Below are 18,433 nucleotides of genomic sequence, written 5' to 3'. Positions count from 1 at the left end.
TTTATTCTTCAATAGATAAAGCAGGTAAGTTTGAGATGATGCTATCGTATTTTTCTGGATCGATACCTTTTACGTGAGCATTGTGTGCATACAGAAGTTTACGATAGCTTAATAAAATAACCGGTGGATCATCATTTAATTCTTTATAAAGTTCTTTATAAATCGGCTTACGTTTCTCAATATCTACCGTTTCTAATCCTTTTTTAATAAGTTCATCTACTTTTGCATTTTTATATCCTGAACTATTGTTCGGACTTGTAGATAAGTAGTCAGCTACTGGTTCACTTGGATCAGAGATACCTGGTGTTGCGACGGCTGCTAAGTCATACTCTCCTTTGTGTAATTTTGCAACTAATGTGTTAAAATCCATCATCTCTGGGTTAAATTCCACACCTAATGCTTTATAGTTTTCTTTCGCGATTGGAATAAATACCTCTTCCTGTTTTCTTCCACTTGCAGCGTAATAACTTAATTTTAATTTTTGTCCATCTTTTTCACGAATACCGTCAGAACCAACTTTCCATCCTGCTTCGTCTAATAATTTCTTCGCTTTTTCTAAATCATATTCGTATTTGTTTATACCTTCATCTGTATACGCCCAAGAAACTGGTGAAATTGGTACATTAGCTACAGATCCATATCCTTGGAAGAATGTATCAACATATTTTTTACGATCCAATCCGTAGATCAATGCTTGACGCACCTTTTTATCTTGTAAATATGGCTTTTTACTGTTCATATCAATATAGGAGAATGAACTAGATGTTTCGAGATTGATATTAGCAAAGCCCAAGCTTTTTAATTGTTCAACATTGTCTCCATTTGCAGCAAATCCATCGTAATCTGTTTCACCTGTTTGGAACAATTGGAAGTTTGTATCAGCAGTTGTAATCTTATAAATAAAGTTTTTTACTTTTGGCTTACCAGCATAATAGTTCTCATTTGCTACGAAACGAACTTCTTGACCCGGAACATACTGCTCAAATTTATAAGGACCAGCCGCAATCGGTTTACCATATAGATCTTTCAAATAATTTAAATTTGTGTTTTGCTTATAATCTTTTCCATAATATGCTTTTGACAGAACAGGTCCACCAAGATGCAATAGCGCTTGAGAATTTACTTTTTCTGTCGTAATTTTAATCGTTTGTGGATCAACAACTTTAATACCTTCAATTGATGTCGCTGTTCCATCTTTATACGCTTTTCCACCTTTAACCGCAAACTGTAAAATATCTTCGTCACCTTCATACGCTTTATCGTGTAGTAATGTCAATGTGAACGCAACATCGTCTGCTGTTAATGGTGAACCGTCGCTAAATTTTAAGTTTTTACGTAAGTGGAATGTATATGTTAATTGATCGGAAGATACATCCCATTTCTCTGCAAGATCCGGGACTGGCTTTCCTTGTTTATCAGTTGTGACAAGTGAAGCAAAGATAACTGATGTTACATTTCCATCCCAACCATTTTCTTGGAAGTATGGCAAGAAAACCCCACCTGGCTTAGAAATACCTGCAATAATCGTATCTTTTCGCTGTTTTGCTTTTTCTGGATTTTTTGATTTATCAGTTGCTGCGATCTTTTCTACTTTCGCTTCTTTTAAATCTTGTTGTTTTACAGGCTCTGAAGATGCCTTTTCTTCCTGACCACATGCTGTTAATAGAAGCGAACTACTCAGTAAAACCGAAAATACTCCCAACCATTTCTTTGATTTTCCCTTCATTGTCCCCACCTTAACTTTCTCTAGAATATTACACCTCATGAACTACCTTTCTAATTTTCCTTCTTCCATGTATGTCTCCCTAAAACACACATTATATTCCATCATAAAAGTCGGGTTTTATTTTATAAAAACATACTTTTCATGAGGGGTAACTACCTTATTCCGACTTTTCCTATATACTTTATGTACATTAGCTTATATCCGTTTCTTTATTTTGTCAATTCTTTCTATATCATATTTTTCCAAAGACTTATTGAATTGTTATTTTTGATAAAGTGAAACTTCCATCAGTGGGGGTTTTTTCATCCCCCACTGATGGCTAGAACCAATCGGGCTTTTACTGGCAGTTATCCCCCACTTATATTCTTCGATTTTCTCTGAATCTTGAGGTGGGGGTCTTACTGCCCGCGAATAGCGGGATAAACTATTTAAAATTCCATCAGTTCACCTTTTACTTTTAGTACGTTTACTTTTTCATTTGAACTTGCTTCCTTTTGCCCGCATGATGTTAATAGAAAAGAAGTACTAAGAAATGTAGCAAGGGCAGCTGTAAGTTTATTATTCATTTCTCCCCATCCTAACCTATGTATTCTACAGTACAAATTCTATATATCCTTCCTCCTTTCTCACTAAACCTATAATTCATACAAAAATAGTATGAATTAAGTCCCATATTATCCTTTTCACATTTATATGTAAACAATTTACAAAGTAGTACAAAACGCTTTTAACATATAAAACGCTTTCAAGCATAACTATTTTTCTATCAACATACAAAAATCTCACTTGAAAATTTATTCTATTTCTTATAAAACGAGCATACGATAATAACAGATTCTTAATAAAGGGGAGAAAACATGGACAAGTTATTCCTATATGTTTTGAACTATATTTGTTTAATGCTCGTTATTTTAGGAGCATTACTCTTATTCCCGTTCTTCCCGACGTTCGTCCTCTTTTTAGTGTTTCTCTTCATGTTCGGGATTGCTATTATCATTTCACTTGGGTCATCGGAAGAACAACAAAAAGAAAGCAGAATTCAGCGTGCAAAGCTGTAAATTCTGCTTTCTTTTTTCAATCATAACGTATTCTTGTTAAACCGATGACAAAGAATATACCAGCAAAAAGAAGTAACACTCCAACATATCCTGTTATATCTGCCAGTGCTCCTCCCTTAGCAATTAATTCCGTAAAACCACGCATTGCCCATGTTTGCGGGACAAAGTTAGCAATCTTTTGCATAAACTCCGGTTCTATTTCAATTGGCCAATACAGTCCACTAATCATACAAGTCGAAATAATGACGATGTTTCCTAATGCTGATTGTTGTTCTGTCGTTTTCACAACACTTGCTAACAATAAAGCTAAACCAATTACAGCAAGTAGTAGCACCGAGACAAGAACGATAAGCCCTAACATATCTCCCCACTGTACACCAAATAATAGATTTGTTAATATCATAAGTGTTCCAAATTGAAACCAACCAATTAGGAAGAATGAAAAAATATATCCAGCTAATACTTGGGCTCTTGTAACAGGTGTTTCCAACAAGCGATGCCACACACCCACTTGCTTTGCTTTTAAAATGGTTCCTGTTGCACTGAGCATAACAATCATTACAAATAAAATTGAAAATCCTGCTGCTCTAGCTGATACACCGCTGATCTCTTTCTGCCCCGTTACAATAGATTCTTTTTGAACATGAACAGATTCCGCTTTTGCATGAATGTTGTCATACATTATCTCCCAAGACTTCCCGCTATTTTGACTCCATTCATTTGCCCCTTTTACTTCTATTTCCATTTTTTTTAATGTAGTCTCCAACGCTTGTTCTACAGAAGCACCTCCTGTAAAATCGGCGCTAGATTGAAACCGAACTTTTGCATTTTCTCCATCTAGTATATGCTTTTGAAAGCCCTTCGCAATCGTTACAATACCGGAGGCTTTTTTATTTTCAATTTTCTTCATTGCCTCTTCATATGATCCTTTTTCCACACTTACAAGATCGCTATGCGTTAAGGATTCGTAATAGGAAGCCGATAATTTTGATTGATCCTCATCAATTAAAATTATTTTCACCTTATCATTACCACTTCCACCTAGAAGTCCGCCAAAAATTAACGTAAAAACAATTGGCATACCTAACATAAGAAAATAATTTTGTGGCTTCATCAATATTTGTTTTAACTCTAGTGAACAAATCGCCCAAATTTTTTTCACTGCTCTCTCCTCCTATCTAGTACGTAACCGTAATGTTCCAATGATAACGGAAAGTATGCCAGCACTAGATAAACTTAAAATAATTGGTAATAACATATTCCAAGACGTTCCTGACATAATATCTAGGAAACTCGTAAGTGCCCATTTATTTGGCGCAACATTAGCAACCTTTTGTAATGTATCTGGAAATACATAAATTGGTAACATAGAACCTCCTAATATCGCTAACAGTTGAATACCAATGCCCCCCATAACATCTGCTGTTTTTTCATCTCGAATAAATGCAGCAATCAACATCGATAAGCCCGATACACAAATTGCATAGGAAATTCCTACTACAGTAAGCTGCGCAATATCATCACCCCAATTGACACCAAATGCATAATGGGTTGCAATGACAAACACGCCAAATTGAATACACGCAAATAGTAAGGTTCCGAAAAATTTACCTAACAAAACAGAATAGGAACTTGTCGGTGTCGTTAATAACCTCGCTAACGTTTCTGTTCTTTGTTCCCCTACAATTGATTTTGCGCCAACTGTTACGTTATATAGTAGAAACATAACTAACATCGCTGCAGCATAATATTGCATAGCAGTAACTGTCTTCTTGCCAATTGTACCTGTTTCAATTCCACTTTTATTTGAAGTTGCAATAGCTTGTAAATCGGTTCCGACATTCTTTGCTACTTCTTGCACATTGCCTTGCTGAGATTGCGCTAAATCAGTTACCACACTCTTTGTAGTAAAGGCTGTTGTTTGCACCCGTTCAAAAAAGGAACGAATCAATGAATCTGCAATCTTTGCTTGTATGTCTTTTGCAGGATCAGTAAGCAGTTCAACTTCTTTGAGTTTCCCCTCTTGTATATGCTCACTCCACTGCTTCGGGATAATAATCCCAACATCAATTTTTTTCTCCTTCAACATCTCTTCTAAGTCAGTTCGTGAGGAGACTTTCTTAACTTTCACATCATCTTTTATTTCTTTTGCCTCTAATACATCTGTTCGAAACATATTAGTAAATGTGTCTTCATCTTCTTGGTAGTATCCAATTACCGTTTTTGGTAATCCACCCTCATTTAAGAAACCACTTAAAGCTGATCCTAAAATAGCTGTTAATAAAAGCGGCATAAGTAGCATCATCATAAAGCCGCGCCGATCTGTAAATCGTATCTTAAAATCTTTCCATGCGATAATAAAACTTTTCATACTCTCTCCCCCCTAATCACGAAGTGAACGACCCGTTAATTGTAAAAAGAGCGCTTCTAAATTCGGTTCTTGTACTTCAAGCTTCACAATTTGCACCCGATTGCCGACAACCTCTGAAACTACCATACCAACTGCATCACCATTAATGAGAGCAATATCAATGGTATTAGAATCCTCATCGACTACAATACGTTCTACAACAGGGAGTGCTTGTAATTTCTGCAATAATTCTTGATTGTAACGATTAACCTGTAGCCTCACCATAAAACCATCTGTAAGACGATTGCATAGTTCGCTTTTCGTTCCAAGCGCAATTACCTTGCCATGATCTACAATTGCAATGCGTTCACATAAATATTCAACTTCCTCCATGTAATGACTTGTATAAATAACTGTCATTCCCTTTTCATTTAACCTTTTCACCGTTTCTAAAATATGATTCCGTGATTGCGGATCAATCCCGACTGTTGGTTCATCCATAATTAATAGCTCAGGTTCATGCATAAGTGCTACACCAATATTTATGCGGCGTTTCATACCACCTGAAAATGTTTCAATTTTATCTTTAGCGCGGTCTTCTAGACCAACATATGTTAGCACCTCATCTGCACGCTTCTTCGCCGTTGCTCCGCTAAGGCCGTACATTTTCCCCCAGAAAATTAAATTTTCTTTAGCTGAAAGTGTAGGATATAAAGCAATATCTTGTGGAACAACACCAATTTTTTGTTTCGCTTCCATCGGATACTCTTTCACAGATTTCCCTCCAACACGTATATCCCCGCTATCATATGGAAAGAGCCCGCAAATCATGGAGATTGTTGTTGATTTTCCTGCACCATTTGGACCAAGTAATCCAAAAGTTTCCCCTTTCTCAATCGAAAATGATACGCCTTTCACAACCTCTTTTTTCCCAAAGGATTTTGTAATATGATCTACGACTAACATGTCGATTCAACCCCTTTAATGTAATCTCATTCTGATTGTAAAAGAATTCCATCGCATTTCCATCTCTCTTTAGATAGAAAATACATAATAAAAAAGCAGCATTATCTGCTGCTTTTTCATACTTATCTATGCCAAAAGTCATATGTAAGCTGTCACACCATATCGCACAGCAAAAATAGCTGCTTGTGTTCGATCGCGAAGCTCCAATTTACTAATAATATTGGAGACATGATTTTTTACCGTTCCTTCTGTAATAAATAACTTCTCCGCAATTTCTTTATTATTTAATCCATATCCTAGTTCCCGCAACACTTCTATTTCTCTCTCTGTTAACTGTCCTATTTGTTCTGGAACACGTTGCTCAGCAATACTATCTACTTTCGTTCTCTTTAATTCTTTCACAATTTGAGCGGTTATATCTTGCGGAAGTACAACTCCGCCTGCATGTGCAGTCAATATTGCCTGCACAATTGTATCTGTCGCCATATCTTTTAATAAATAGCCGCTTGCTCCTTGTTCAAGTGCTTCAAAAATAAGTTCACTATCATTAAACGTGGTCAACATCAGTACTTTTATGTTAGGAAACTGTTCCTTTATTAAACGTGTTCCCTCTACACCATTTGTATGAGGCATGCGAATATCCATTAAGATAATTTCAGGCTGAAATTCCTCAGCTTTTTGCACAGCTTCCATCCCGTTATTTGCAGTTCCAACCACTTCAAGCTCTGGGCGTAAATTTAATAACATCGCTAATCCATCACGAACTAACGACTGATCGTCAACAATCATAATTCGAATCATACCGTTCCCCCTATTACCCACGTCTTTTCTCGAAGTGGGAACTCCACTTTTAATTGAAACCCTTTCTCTTTTTCACTTTCAAACCGAATCATGCCCCCGCGTTCTTCTACACGTTCTTTCATATTAATAAGTCCAAAACCAGGATTCACTTCATTTACACCTGTTCCATCATCAGAAATAGATAAATGCACTTTTCCATCCAAACAAGAAAGCATGATTTCGCATGTAGCTGCCTTACCATGACGTTTTGCATTTGTTAATGACTCCTGCATAATACGCAATATTGTTGGATGGAGTGACAACGGAATGGTGACTGGATCACCATGTAATTTAAATGTCGTTCTCACATTTGTTACCTTCGAAAATTCACTTAACATCCTCCTAATATTACCAACTAAATCCCCTGCATTCTCTTCTTCTTTCAAAGTTCGAACCGATGCCCTTACTTCTTGTAAGGATTTCCTTGCTAACTCATGACATGTTTGCAAAACCGCTCCAGTTTGATCTGATTTCTGTTTCAACAACTCCTCAGCAAGCTGTAATTGAACAAGTAATGCCGTCATATTATGACCGACTGTATCATGAATTTCACGTGCAATATCATTTCTTTCTTTAACTGCCGTTAACTCTTCTACTTCTTTTGCATATAGCCGCAATTGCTCATGTGCTTCTTGAAGTGCTGCATGTGATGAATTCAATTTTTCATACTGTTCATCTACTGTTTGGCGAGCTAACATTAATTTTTTAATTAGCCCTCCACTAAGAGCACTAAATACAACGAACATAAATGTTATAATATTCCCCCAAATTTCAAGCTCTCCAAAATATTGATACGAATATATTAAAATAGCAAACCAGCATATAAAGAAAAAACCTATAAAAAAGCGAACTATAACTTTCGATTGAATATTAACAAATAAAATTACTGCATCTACACCAAATAAGATTAAATACAGGTCTACCTTTGGAAATAAAAATCCAAATATAACTGTTACAATTCCATTAGATAATAATATAAAAAATATCCGCCGCTCCCTGTTATGCGACATCATAAGTAAAAAATGATTCACAGCATAAATCAAACAGGCAGTGCCAACAAATATTTGTAGTCCTAGTACTCCATGTGGAACCTGCAGAGCATACACAATACAAATGAGAACAATCGTAAGTAGCCGGGCATATCCTAGCATACAGTTTCACCTCGTATTCAAACAAAATATACAAATTTCATATTCTCCCCCTCTTTATGAACCTCCTTTTTAGAAATAAAAAAAACGATAATCAAAACATCTTAATAATATACTAAAAGGAAGTTAATAACAATAAATGTAAAACACTGCGAAACTTTCATTAATGCAGATCTTACCGCCTATTAATGCGGAATGAATACACACGAACTAAAAAAGCTGGCATACACCAGCTTTTTAATTCTTCATATCCATACTATTCTCTAAATCCTCATATAATTTTGTTCTTAATAATTCTTTTTGCTCTTTTTCATTATATAGGCTCTCCAACTCTACAACATTTGTCGTTTCAGACATTTTGCATTCTAACTCGTATATACTTTTCTCCACACTTATAAGCTGCTCTTCCAAATTTATAATGCCTTTATCTATAGGTATTTGTTTTGACACAGCTACTATTTTTTCCTTTTGTACAACAGTAACAGTTTGTTGTTCTTTTTCTCTTCTCTCCTGCCACTTCTCGCGTGCCCAAGCATAATTCCCAGCAAATCCATACACTGTTTGATTATCAATCCAATACGTTTTCGCAAACAATTTATTTAAGAAATAACGGTCATGGGATACAGCCAGAATCGTTCCATTATACTGTTCAAGCGCTTCTTCTAATACTTCTCTCGATTCAATATCAAGATGGTTTGTCGGTTCATCGAGTACAAGAAAATTAATATCTTGATGCATAAGCTGCGCTAACCGCAAACGCATTCGCTCGCCCCCGCTTAATTGATTCACCTTTTTAAATACAGCTGGTCCGTAGAATAAAAAGCGAGCAAGTATATGGCGGGCTTCTCCTTCTGTTACTGCTATCTGTTCTCGAAACATTTCTAACACCGTTTGTTTACCGTTAACGATCATATGTTGAGACAAATAGCCTAGCTTTACTCCACTCCCGATACGAATTTTACCCACATCTGGATTCATTTCTTGTAGTAATAAATTCAATAATGTTGTCTTTCCTGTGCCATTACGTCCAACAATCGCAACTCGCTCTTGAAAACGAACATGTAATTCTACATTTTGAAATAAAATACGTTCACCAAAATTCTTTCCGACTTCTTTCATGATAACAACATCTTTCCCACTGCGTTCTTGCCCTTCAAACTGAAGCCCCATTTGCTTATGCTCTAAGACAGGCTTCTTCAATTTTTCCATACGCTCTAAAGCACGTTCCATATTGCGGGCGCGTTTATGCAATCCTTCATTAGGCGGATTCGCCTGGTTAGCCCACTCCCTAAGTCTTTTGATTGCCTCTTTCATTTTCTTTATTTTCTTTTGCTGCTCTTGATACGCTTGGAACTCTTGCAGTAATCTTTCTTCTTTCTTCTTTACAAACTGTGAATAGTTCGTATGATATACATGCAATTCTCCATCTTCTAAATCAAAAATCTTCGTTACGACTTCATCTAAAAAATAACGGTCATGTGAAATCACAACAACTGTCCCACCGTATTCCTTTAAAAATTGCTCAAGCCATTCCACCGCGAATAAATCTAAATGATTTGTCGGCTCATCGAGAAATAATAAGTCTGGCTTCTTAAGGAGCATATAAGCTAGGCTTACTTTCGTCTGTTCACCACCGCTTAGCTCTATAAAACTTCGCGGAAATAATTCTGTTATTTGCAGTCCATTAGCGACTTTCATGATATTCGCTTCGACTTCATAACCACCTAAAAAGGAAAACTGCTCCTGTATTTCTCCGTACTCCGTCATCATTTTTTCCGTAACACTCGCCTCATGCTCTTCTGCCATCTTCTGTTCGAGTTCACGCATCTTCCTTTCTAATGCTTGCTCTTTCGCAAATGCAGAACGTAATACATCATATACAGTCATCCCTTCAGTAAATTTCGGAATTTGGGCAACATGACCAATACGCGTACCTTTCTTCATATGAATAGCACCGCCATCCACATGTTCTATTCCCGTTAACAGTTGAAAAATTGTTGTTTTACCACTACCGTTACGACCAACTAAACCAATGCGGTCGCCTTCCTTTATCTCAAACGATATATTTTCAAATATAATATTTCCACCAAATGTCTTCGCTATATTGTTTACACTACAAATCATCATCTGTTCCGTACTCCTTTCAACGTAAAAAAGCCATGAGTAAAGAACCTTACCCACGGCTTTTATTTCAAAATAGAAAAGGGAACCACCATAGTTCCCTTTTCACACGTTTCTATAAAATGGGTGAAGAGACCTCTATCGTTCAATAGTTGTTATGAAATTGCTAAAAAAGGGCATACGTATCCCGTTAGCAACTACACGATGAAAAATTGCACGACAAATGTAGATAAAATCTAAAAATTGCGTGCGTACAACTATAGAACGATTCATCTCTTTCACCTCTTTCGTACGGAATTTTATACTTACCATTTTATTATACTCTCCTAAAATACGTTTGGATAGTCATTTTTCTGAAAATAATGTAAATAGACACATTCATACATAAAAGACAGCTGTGGTTCAAAAATAAAAGGAGGCATAGCACATGATAGATATTGTAAAAACTGTTATTCAAATTTTAGTTGATGCAAAACCAATTGTTGATGAAATTAACAATTCATGAAAAGACGACGAAAAAAGTAAAGACGAGATATCCTAAATTAGGCAGGGTATCTCGTCTTTGTTTTGCTCTACCACAAATTGCTGTTGTACAATTTTTTGTAATATGCATGATTCTCCATAAGTTTCTCATACGTACCTACACCGGTAATATTCCCATCCTCTACTACAAGAATTTGATCCACTTGTAGTATTGTTGATAAGCGATATGCGATGACAAACCTCGTTTTATTGGAAACGACACATTTCTTTCTTCTTTCATATGATAATTCCATTCTCTAATTTTTCCCTAATCCCACTATAAAGGATTTAAAATGACTTTTCACGAATATGTACTAGTTGGAATATGGCAAATAGGGGGAGAAATATGTTTTTAACAATGGTAAATTATATCCAACCACTTGAAGTTGTAGAGCATTATCTGGAGGAGCATATTCAATTTTTAGATAAATACTATGATCTAAACAAGTTTATATTTTCAGGGCGCCGTAACCCTCGCGTTGGTGGAATCATTTTAATGAATGCTGTATCTGAACAAGAGGTAGAAACAATTATTGCAGAAGATCCTTTTTATATTCATAACATTGCTCGTTATGAAATTATTGAATTTACACCAACAAAATACGCAGACCCTTTTCAAATATTCATTAACGATACGCCAAATATAGGATAATTCATATACATACGGTTACAGGGGGAGAAAAATGGAGACACAACAACAGCTATTCTTTTTAAATCAGATTGGACAACAAAAGCCAAACAGCATGCAAAATAAAGAAACAGCTTGCCCATTTTGCGATCAAACACAACTAAGCAATATTTTAGAAACGGATGAAACAATTATTTGGCTAAAAAATAAATATCCGACATTACAAAATACATTACAAACGGTCATTATCGAAACTGATAATTGTCACGATCATATTGCAACCTATACACAAAAGCATATGCGAAAGCTTATCCGATTTTCAGTTAAGCACTGGTTATCATTAGAAGAAAGCGGAAAATTCCAATCTGCCATTTTATATAAAAACCATGGACCGCTATCAGGGGGAACAATCCACCATGCACATATGCAAATTATTGGTATGGAGCAAGTCGACTATCGACAAAATGTAAGAACAGAGCATTTCCAAGGAATCCTTGTAAGCAAAGAATACGGAATTGAACTAAATATTTCTACTCATCCAATTATCGGTTTTACAGAGTTTAACATTATAATAGAAAATATGAATCAAATTGATCTGATGGCCGACTATATTCAAAAAACTGTACGCTACGTATTACACGATTTTCATAAGGGGTGTAATAGCTATAACATGTTTTTTTACAAACTAGATAGACAAGTTATATGCAAAATTGTTCCTCGTTTCGTTGTTTCACCGTTATACGTTGGCTACAACATTCCTCAAGTTTCTACACAATTACAGGGAGTAAAAGAACAGTTAAGGACATATTTTATAGAAAAATAGAGTAGGTCATCATACAACCTACTCTTTCATAACACCTTTATTTTTATAATACACATCCTCTAACCCGATGTTGTAATTCATATTTTTATCCGTCCACTCCGTTCCAAGATTACCAGGCCAGCCGGATGTATTCGCTGTATATTTTAGTAACTCAAATTCTGTTAAACCCTTCTGTATACCTCTTTTATACCCTTTTGCCAAATGAGGCATGGCAATTTGAGCATTTGTTCGCGGATCTTTTAATTGCTCATCTGTTACATGCTCAGGAGCAATTCCACCACCGCGATGCAATTGAAATAGCCCAAATGATGTTCCATGATCGCCAACGGCTCTTGGATTTAGACGACTCTCATGCTCGGCAATTGTAAGAGGTATCCATTCTGGGAGATTATATTTCTTAGCCTCTTCGCTAATAATTTGTTTCATCTGTTTTGCTTCTTCTGAATCAACATAGCTTGGTTGATTTATAGCTCTTTCCATTCCTTTTGATTCGCCCCGAAAAAACATATATATTCCCACAACTGCTAAGAACCCTATAAAGAACTTCTTCACGTATCTTACCTCTTCTTTCGCTGAAATTTGTCCCCTTTCAGCCTTACATATATACAATTGCTTCATTATCTATCATACCAAGAATATTCAATACCGACATCCTTCTGAGGTCTGATTTTGTGATGCAGAAGATACGAAACATACATGAAAAAGTAATATTCCTATTATATTTTATAAAATTGAACTGTATTTTTATAAATAGTTTCCGCTGCATCTTCAAGTGCTAATCCTTTTACTTCACTCACACTCTTTAACACTTGCAAAATCATATGCGGATGCGTCATTTCATCATTAAATTTCCACGGCCCATCCGTTTCTACCATAATGTGCGATAATGGATAAAAAGCAACAATATCCTTAATTTTTTCTTTGTATACAATGTCAGGTGTAATAGAGATATAATACCCATTCTCTATCATTCTCTCCATCGTTTGTTGACTCCCCTTAAACCAATGAAAGTGAGCTCGGCGTATTTGATAAGATTCAAGTAAATCACAAACAACCTCTGCGTCGGAATACACAGCGTGTAATACAATTGGCAAATCATATTTTCGAGCCAAGTATATGAACCTTTCTAGTATTTCAATATATGGTTTCAATAACAAATTTGGATTTTCTTGTCGTAAATAATAGGGTAAACCAACTTCTCCAATCGCTACAATGTTATGTGCTTCTTTTTCAATTAGTTGATAAATTTTTTCACATTGTTTGAAATCAATGTCCTGCTCAGGATGATATCCAAGAGCTGGATATATAAACGAATAGTTCTTTGCTAACTCCAACGTTTGTTGACAAGAATGATAATTCATGGAAACAGCAATCATTCCTGTGATTTCCTTCGCCTTTTGTATATCTTTAATTAACTGTGTTTGCTCTTCTTTTTTATATTGATCCAAGTGTATATGACTATCGATCCATCTCATTTCTATCACCTCTTTCTCTTATTTTAATATAATTTTCTAAAGTTCTAAAAGGTATGTATAATAAAAAAACAAGAAGGCTATCCTTCTTGTTCATCTATCTATTAAACAATGAAATTGGTAATCACATCAAAAATCCCAATACATGCAATCGCAACGCCAAAGTAGCTAAAACACTCTACAAATGAAAACTTAACTACTTCTTCTTTTTGCATCCCTCTTGTCTCCCTTCTATAATCTCCCTAACTTCTTGTATTTGTTTTCATTATGAGCGAAATATGACAAAAGAGCCATCGAATTTACTTACGTTAACCTTACATTTTTGTAAGGTTTTAAAAAAATAGCCCCATCTCTCTTGAGATGAGGCTTACAATTAGTTGGTTGTTAATCCTTTTCATCACATCATTGTTTCAGACAGAAAGACATATTTCATTCTTTCTGCCTTTATTGTAAGCAATACTACTAAGTACAACCATCGAATTACATTACACGTACCTTACAAAAATGTAATGCTACTGTAAGCTAATTCGATAGTTATAACTCCTCCTATTTCGTACAATTAAGTCAGAAACAAAGCATCTAAAAACTGTTTTTACTATATTAAACAAGTAAGGAGAGATTCTAATGGACTCGCTAACAGTGCGGCTCTTCTTACAGCATGAATTTATACTACCGCAATGAGTCTTATATAATTTTGTGTTCCCCTTTCCCCTTATATAGATAAAACCGAAAAGACGACCTTTTATGCCAGGTCGTCTTTTCCCATTTTCCTTATGCTATTTTACCCTCTTGTAACGCTTCTTTTAACTGTGCAAACGTCTCATTTAATTTTTCTGTCATTAGTTGCATCACTTCTTTACGATCCATCTGCGATGCTTGCTCCACTTTAATCGGATCACCAAAAATTAACTGCGCCCTTTTTCCACGAAACAAGTCTTTTAAATTATTAGGCCCAATGTATGCAGCTGGAACTAACGGAACATTAGAGCGAAGGGCAATCGTAACAGCGCCAGCTTTCAGTGAAGTCGCTTCTGCAGATCTCGTTCCGCTCGGAAAAATCCCAACAACTTTTCCTTCTTTTAATAACCTAGATGGAATTTTCAGTGTACTTGGCCCTGGATTTTCACGATCAACCGGGAAGGCATTTACATTCTTAAAAAACCAATTCCCAAATTTACTTTGAAACAATTCTTTTTTCGCCATGTAATGAATTTTCGTTGGTAACATTCCCGTTGCTAGCATTACAACGTCCATCCAGCTTGTATGCGTACAAGCTACAACATACGCTCCGTCTTGCGGTAATTTTTCTTTTCCATATACTTCTACTTTTCCGAAAGTTTTAAATATATATTTCAACGACCTTGTAATGAATGTATACATTCGATCTGTTCCTTTCTACAATTCAATTTTTTATAACTGTATCTACTTTCAATTATAACACTAAGTATTAATAGTTAGTAATAAAAATAAGTGACAAATTTTAAAATGTTATCCATAATTCCTTACGAACAATGAAATCTTATCCCCCGATTCTTATGCTAGAACAAAAAAGTATCCCTTAATATACATATAAAAAGTGCTGCTTGTAGGATGACAAGCAGCTCTTTTTAATTTGTTTCATACATAATTTTACCTGTTTTACTTATATCATAACCACCAATAGCACGCAGTTCATTTTGAAATTCAGAAGACTGTAATACTTTTTTTACTGTTTCAATCAACGCAGTATTTTCTTCTGTTTTTAAAATCACTAAATCATAACGTTCTTGTATAAGTGGAGCAAAATCTATATTTACAATTTGCGCTACCTTTTCTGTCCCTATCCCTACATCCGCTTTTCCATTCGCTACTTGAGAAGCAACGCCAATATGGTTGGACTCTTCCCAGTCATACCCGACAATACTCTTTTTAGATATTCCATTTATGCGCAATTGTTCATCAATAAGGACACGAATACCAGATCCTCTTTCCCTATTTACAAATTGAATGGATGCATCACATAAATCATGTAATGTCTTTATGCGTTTCGGATTTCCTTTTTGCACATAAAAACCGGATGTTCTTGATAATAAATTAATAACAATACAAGGTTGTCCAACTAAAATTCGTTTCACATACGGAATGTTGTATTCTCCTGTATCTCCATCGAACAAATGGAGACTTACAATATCTCCTTTTCCTTGATACATTTGAATTAAACTTGCTAAGCTCCCTTGATATGCCCTTAGTATATTAGGAGCTTTCAAATGATTTTCTAGATGTTTGGTTAACATATCTAGAGACAGATCTTGCCCGCTAATAATACAAGAATGGGATTTGTTCGTTTGATTTATTACCTGTATAGATGATGAATCAGCTTGTATCTTCCCTGTTTTCATCTCTGTAATATATCGCTCTAAATCACTCGCATCAATACGCATTTGCCTACCAACTCGATAAGAGGGCAAATCACCTTTTTTAATCAAATCATACACTGTTAATTTCGATACTTTTAATCGTTTCGCTACTTCTTCTGTTGTGTAGGAATGATGATCCATAAGCCGATTCCTCGCTTTCTGCCTTCATTGTAACAAAAACAACAGTTTTTCTTCTATTTATTTTTACTATCGTGAGAAAAATCACAACATATCTAATTATAACTATTTATAATTAGATATAATTAGTTATAATTAAAAAGGGATGAAAGAAAGGAGAAATGAAGATGAACAAGCACATATTTCGTTTTATTTGCAGTATTTTACTCGTGCTACTTCTCGTAATAAGTACGGGATGTACAAACACAAGTAAACAAGAAAAAACGACTGCTAAAAAAGAAAACATTGAACTTACCATTTCTGCTGCAGCTAGTTTACAAGACGCACTAAAAGACATTCAAACACAATATGAAAAGAAAGAACCAAATGTAAAGTTGTCATTTAATTTTGGAAGTTCTGGCGCTCTTCAGCAACAAATTGAACAAGGAGCTCCTGTCGATCTATTTTTCTCGGCCGCAGAAGACAAATTCCAAACACTTGTGAGCAAAGGAATCATTGATCAAAAAGAAGGAAAAAATCTACTCGGCAATGAGTTAGTATTAGTTGTCCCAAAAGATAGTAACATAAAAGATTTTCAAACATTAAAAGAAGAACAAGTGGCAAAAATTGCATTAGGTACACCTGAATCTGTTCCAGCAGGCAAATACGCTAAAGAGGCCCTTACTCACCTAAATCTTTGGGACAATCTCCAAAGTAAAATGGTATACACAAAAGATGTACGCCAAGTATTAACATATGTGGAAACAGGAAGCGTTAATGCAGGGATTGTTTATAAAACAGATGCACTTATTTCTAAGAAAGTAAAAATCGCTAACACAGCACCAACAAATTCACACGAACCAATTCACTATCCACTAGGTGTTATAAAAGCAACGAAACATAAAAAAGAGGCAACCGCTTTTTATGAATATTTACAGTCTAAAGACGCTATAGCGATCTTTAAAAAATATGGTTTTACAGTGCTGTAGTAATCATTATGATATTTGATGCATTTTGGTCGCCTATCATTCTTTCACTAAAAGTTGCTGCACTTGCCACTATAATCGTGATGGTGTTTGGAACAATTATTGGACGTGTTCTAGCTCGTTCGTCAAAACGCTATAAAGTTTTATTAGAAACATTTTTCTTATTGCCAATGGTACTCCCGCCTACTGTAATTGGATTTTTTCTTGTTATTATCTTTGGAAAAAACAGTCCCATTGGCCAGTGGATAGAAACTTTGTTTCAACAATCTATTATGTTCACATATTGGGCCGCTGTTATCGCTTCAACTGTGGTTGCATTTCCACTTATGTACCAATCAGCAAAAACAGGGTTTATCATAGCTAATGAACAAATTGAAGATGGTGCTAGAGACCTCGGAGCAACTGAAATACAAGTGTTCTTATATGTAACATTACCACTTGCTTTCCCTTCTCTACTTGGCGGAATGATTTTAAGTTTCGTACGTGCCCTAGGAGAATTTGGTGCAACGCTTATGTTTGCTGGAAACATTCCTGGTAAAACACAAACAATTCCAACTGCAATCTACATGGCAATTGATGCGAGTAACATGTCACTTGCGTGGGCACTCGTTCTCACAACTGTTGGTATGTCGCTTATCTTTCTGTTATTCATTCAGCTTATAAACAAAAAAGTAATATCTTCCTAAGGGCAGCTTTCGACAAAGCTGCTCTTTTTTGATTATTTCCCGCGAAATGAGATGAAAATACGACTTCCTTGTAGAATTATAGAAGAAAAGGAGGAATTTCATGTTTAATCAAACACTTTGTTTTATAAGAAAAGATGATGAAATATTAATGCTAAATCGAGAGAAAGCACCACTGCAAGGCCTTTGGAATGGTGTTGGAGGTAAAATGGAAGAAAACGAAACACCAATGGCATGCATTCTACGTGAGATTGAAGAAGAAACCGGGCTACAATTAACAAACCAAGAAGTTACCTATAAAGGAACGTTATCATGGAAAACTGACAATGCAAATTTCAGTGGATTATACCTTTTTACCGCAAATCTCCCAGCTCATATTTCTTATCACACTCCGAAAAAAGTGGTTGAAGGAATTTTAGATTGGAAACACATTTCTTGGATTTTATCTAAAGAAAATAGAGGAGTAAACTCTTTAACAAAACAATTTTTACCGACGGTTTTACAAGAAGAAGGCGTATATGACCATACTTCTGTTTTCCACAATAATCAGCTTGTGCACTACGAACAAAAGGAACATGTAAATGTAAAATAGCCTCT

Annotated in this window: 20 protein-coding genes; 6 read left to right on the top strand and 14 right to left on the bottom strand. The window is 35.5% G+C overall.

From position 1 onward, the window contains the following. Position 1: 1 nt before the first annotated feature. Both WAX78_RS23835 and WAX78_RS23830 read right to left on the bottom strand, forming a co-directional pair. Positions 2 to 1,726: an ABC transporter substrate-binding protein gene (locus tag WAX78_RS23835; RefSeq protein WP_336484522.1), complete on the bottom strand. Its 1,725-nt coding sequence runs from the start codon at positions 1,724 to 1,726 to the stop codon at positions 2 to 4. Positions 1,727 to 2,154: 428 nt separating this feature from the next. Then, positions 2,155 to 2,292, bottom strand: a complete 138-nt coding sequence (locus WAX78_RS23830; RefSeq protein ID WP_336484521.1) for a hypothetical protein — start codon at positions 2,290 to 2,292, stop codon at positions 2,155 to 2,157. A gap of 291 nt (positions 2,293 to 2,583) precedes the next feature. On the opposite strand from WAX78_RS23830, the gene WAX78_RS23825 reads away from it, so the two are divergent. Next, the gene (locus WAX78_RS23825; protein ID WP_336484520.1) at positions 2,584 to 2,784 is read left to right on the top strand and encodes a hypothetical protein; all 201 of its coding nucleotides are present in this window, start codon (positions 2,584 to 2,586) and stop codon (positions 2,782 to 2,784) included. A 16-nt stretch (positions 2,785 to 2,800) separates the two neighbouring features. Here WAX78_RS23825 and WAX78_RS23820 read toward each other — a convergent pair whose 3' ends face one another. From WAX78_RS23820 to WAX78_RS23785, 8 genes are all read right to left on the bottom strand, one after another. Beyond that, a complete protein-coding gene (locus WAX78_RS23820) occupies positions 2,801 to 3,946 on the bottom strand; it encodes an ABC transporter permease (protein ID WP_336484519.1) in 1,146 nt (381 codons plus the stop codon). A gap of 12 nt (positions 3,947 to 3,958) precedes the next feature. After that, positions 3,959 to 5,155: an ABC transporter permease gene (locus tag WAX78_RS23815; protein ID WP_336484518.1), complete on the bottom strand. Its 1,197-nt coding sequence runs from the start codon at positions 5,153 to 5,155 to the stop codon at positions 3,959 to 3,961. A 12-nt stretch (positions 5,156 to 5,167) separates the two neighbouring features. Then, complete coding sequence (locus WAX78_RS23810) at positions 5,168 to 6,100, bottom strand: ABC transporter ATP-binding protein (protein WP_336484517.1); 933 nt, start codon at positions 6,098 to 6,100, stop codon at positions 5,168 to 5,170. Positions 6,101 to 6,238: 138 nt separating this feature from the next. Continuing rightward, complete coding sequence (locus WAX78_RS23805; RefSeq protein ID WP_336484516.1) at positions 6,239 to 6,901, bottom strand: response regulator transcription factor; 663 nt, start codon at positions 6,899 to 6,901, stop codon at positions 6,239 to 6,241. After that, on the bottom strand, positions 6,898 to 8,091 hold the full coding sequence (locus tag WAX78_RS23800; RefSeq protein ID WP_336484515.1) for a sensor histidine kinase: 1,194 nt from the start codon (positions 8,089 to 8,091) through the stop codon (positions 6,898 to 6,900). The genes WAX78_RS23805 and WAX78_RS23800 overlap by 4 nt, the downstream gene beginning before the upstream one ends. Positions 8,092 to 8,325: 234 nt before the next feature. Next, positions 8,326 to 10,215 (bottom strand): ribosomal protection-like ABC-F family protein, encoded by a 1,890-nt coding sequence (gene abc-f, locus WAX78_RS23795; RefSeq protein WP_336484514.1) that lies wholly within the window; start codon positions 10,213 to 10,215, stop codon positions 8,326 to 8,328. A 132-nt stretch (positions 10,216 to 10,347) separates the two neighbouring features. Continuing rightward, entirely contained in the window at positions 10,348 to 10,482 is a 135-nt protein-coding gene (locus WAX78_RS23790; protein ID WP_098309333.1) for an RAxF-45 family protein, read from the bottom strand. 299 nt (positions 10,483 to 10,781) lie between these two features. Further along, the gene (locus tag WAX78_RS23785; protein WP_336484513.1) at positions 10,782 to 10,985 is read right to left on the bottom strand and encodes a hypothetical protein; all 204 of its coding nucleotides are present in this window, start codon (positions 10,983 to 10,985) and stop codon (positions 10,782 to 10,784) included. Positions 10,986 to 11,077: 92 nt separating this feature from the next. Here WAX78_RS23785 and WAX78_RS23780 point away from each other — a divergent pair, with 92 nt between their 5' ends. Beyond that, the gene (locus tag WAX78_RS23780) at positions 11,078 to 11,383 is read left to right on the top strand and encodes a YciI family protein (RefSeq protein WP_336484512.1); all 306 of its coding nucleotides are present in this window, start codon (positions 11,078 to 11,080) and stop codon (positions 11,381 to 11,383) included. A 31-nt stretch (positions 11,384 to 11,414) separates the two neighbouring features. After that, entirely contained in the window at positions 11,415 to 12,182 is a 768-nt protein-coding gene (locus WAX78_RS23775; protein ID WP_336484511.1) for a DUF4931 domain-containing protein, read from the top strand. Positions 12,183 to 12,200: 18 nt separating this feature from the next. Here the strand turns inward: WAX78_RS23775 and WAX78_RS23770 are convergent, their stop codons facing one another. The 4 genes from WAX78_RS23770 to WAX78_RS23755 form a co-directional block, all read right to left on the bottom strand. Beyond that, positions 12,201 to 12,734 carry a transglycosylase SLT domain-containing protein gene (locus WAX78_RS23770; protein ID WP_336484510.1) on the bottom strand — a complete coding sequence of 178 codons (534 nt, stop codon included), beginning with the start codon at positions 12,732 to 12,734 and terminating at the stop codon, positions 12,201 to 12,203. Positions 12,735 to 12,898: 164 nt separating this feature from the next. Further along, complete coding sequence (locus tag WAX78_RS23765) at positions 12,899 to 13,657, bottom strand: TatD family hydrolase (RefSeq protein WP_336484509.1); 759 nt, start codon at positions 13,655 to 13,657, stop codon at positions 12,899 to 12,901. Between the two features lie 768 nt (positions 13,658 to 14,425). Next, on the bottom strand, positions 14,426 to 15,034 hold the full coding sequence (locus WAX78_RS23760; protein ID WP_336484508.1) for a lysophospholipid acyltransferase family protein: 609 nt from the start codon (positions 15,032 to 15,034) through the stop codon (positions 14,426 to 14,428). A gap of 227 nt (positions 15,035 to 15,261) precedes the next feature. Next, positions 15,262 to 16,191, bottom strand: a complete 930-nt coding sequence (locus WAX78_RS23755) for a helix-turn-helix transcriptional regulator (RefSeq protein ID WP_336484507.1) — start codon at positions 16,189 to 16,191, stop codon at positions 15,262 to 15,264. Positions 16,192 to 16,355: 164 nt separating this feature from the next. On the opposite strand from WAX78_RS23755, the gene modA reads away from it, so the two are divergent. The 3 genes from modA (at position 16,356) to WAX78_RS23740 (ending at position 18,428) form a co-directional block, all read left to right on the top strand. Beyond that, complete coding sequence (modA, locus tag WAX78_RS23750; protein WP_336484506.1) at positions 16,356 to 17,156, top strand: molybdate ABC transporter substrate-binding protein; 801 nt, start codon at positions 16,356 to 16,358, stop codon at positions 17,154 to 17,156. Positions 17,157 to 17,164: 8 nt separating this feature from the next. Beyond that, positions 17,165 to 17,839: a molybdate ABC transporter permease subunit gene (gene modB, locus WAX78_RS23745; protein WP_336484505.1), complete on the top strand. Its 675-nt coding sequence runs from the start codon at positions 17,165 to 17,167 to the stop codon at positions 17,837 to 17,839. Between the two features lie 100 nt (positions 17,840 to 17,939). After that, positions 17,940 to 18,428, top strand: coding sequence for an NUDIX hydrolase (locus tag WAX78_RS23740; RefSeq protein ID WP_336484504.1), 489 nt, complete (start codon positions 17,940 to 17,942; stop codon positions 18,426 to 18,428). The last annotated feature ends 5 nt before the right edge of the window (positions 18,429 to 18,433 follow it).

Source organism: Bacillus yunxiaonensis (assembly GCF_037104695.1).
Taxonomy (GTDB): Bacteria; Bacillota; Bacilli; order Bacillales; family Bacillaceae_G; genus Bacillus_A; species Bacillus_A yunxiaonensis.
Note: the sequence above shows the minus strand (reverse complement) of the source record. Positions and strands in the feature narration are given on the sequence as shown.

What these genes read in the sequence shown, in the direction of transcription:
- WAX78_RS23800 (WP_336484515.1), bottom strand. Translation starts at nt 8,091, where the DNA reads ATGCTAGGATATGCCCGGCTACTTACGATTGTTCTCATTTGTATTGTG.
- WAX78_RS23780 (WP_336484512.1), top strand. Translation starts at nt 11,078, where the DNA reads ATGTTTTTAACAATGGTAAATTATATCCAACCACTTGAAGTTGTAGAG.
- WAX78_RS23835 (WP_336484522.1), bottom strand. Translation starts at nt 1,726, where the DNA reads ATGAAGGGAAAATCAAAGAAATGGTTGGGAGTATTTTCGGTTTTACTG.
- WAX78_RS23825 (WP_336484520.1), top strand. Translation starts at nt 2,584, where the DNA reads ATGGACAAGTTATTCCTATATGTTTTGAACTATATTTGTTTAATGCTC.
- WAX78_RS23775 (WP_336484511.1), top strand. Translation starts at nt 11,415, where the DNA reads ATGGAGACACAACAACAGCTATTCTTTTTAAATCAGATTGGACAACAA.
- abc-f (WP_336484514.1), bottom strand. Translation starts at nt 10,215, where the DNA reads ATGATGATTTGTAGTGTAAACAATATAGCGAAGACATTTGGTGGAAAT.
- WAX78_RS23815 (WP_336484518.1), bottom strand. Translation starts at nt 5,155, where the DNA reads ATGAAAAGTTTTATTATCGCATGGAAAGATTTTAAGATACGATTTACA.
- modB (WP_336484505.1), top strand. Translation starts at nt 17,165, where the DNA reads ATGATATTTGATGCATTTTGGTCGCCTATCATTCTTTCACTAAAAGTT.
- WAX78_RS23785 (WP_336484513.1), bottom strand. Translation starts at nt 10,985, where the DNA reads ATGGAATTATCATATGAAAGAAGAAAGAAATGTGTCGTTTCCAATAAA.
- WAX78_RS23755 (WP_336484507.1), bottom strand. Translation starts at nt 16,191, where the DNA reads ATGGATCATCATTCCTACACAACAGAAGAAGTAGCGAAACGATTAAAA.
- modA (WP_336484506.1), top strand. Translation starts at nt 16,356, where the DNA reads ATGAACAAGCACATATTTCGTTTTATTTGCAGTATTTTACTCGTGCTA.
- WAX78_RS23740 (WP_336484504.1), top strand. Translation starts at nt 17,940, where the DNA reads ATGTTTAATCAAACACTTTGTTTTATAAGAAAAGATGATGAAATATTA.
- WAX78_RS23790 (WP_098309333.1), bottom strand. Translation starts at nt 10,482, where the DNA reads ATGAATCGTTCTATAGTTGTACGCACGCAATTTTTAGATTTTATCTAC.
- WAX78_RS23805 (WP_336484516.1), bottom strand. Translation starts at nt 6,901, where the DNA reads ATGATTCGAATTATGATTGTTGACGATCAGTCGTTAGTTCGTGATGGA.
- WAX78_RS23765 (WP_336484509.1), bottom strand. Translation starts at nt 13,657, where the DNA reads ATGAGATGGATCGATAGTCATATACACTTGGATCAATATAAAAAAGAA.
- WAX78_RS23760 (WP_336484508.1), bottom strand. Translation starts at nt 15,034, where the DNA reads ATGTATACATTCATTACAAGGTCGTTGAAATATATATTTAAAACTTTC.
- WAX78_RS23810 (WP_336484517.1), bottom strand. Translation starts at nt 6,100, where the DNA reads ATGTTAGTCGTAGATCATATTACAAAATCCTTTGGGAAAAAAGAGGTT.
- WAX78_RS23830 (WP_336484521.1), bottom strand. Translation starts at nt 2,292, where the DNA reads ATGAATAATAAACTTACAGCTGCCCTTGCTACATTTCTTAGTACTTCT.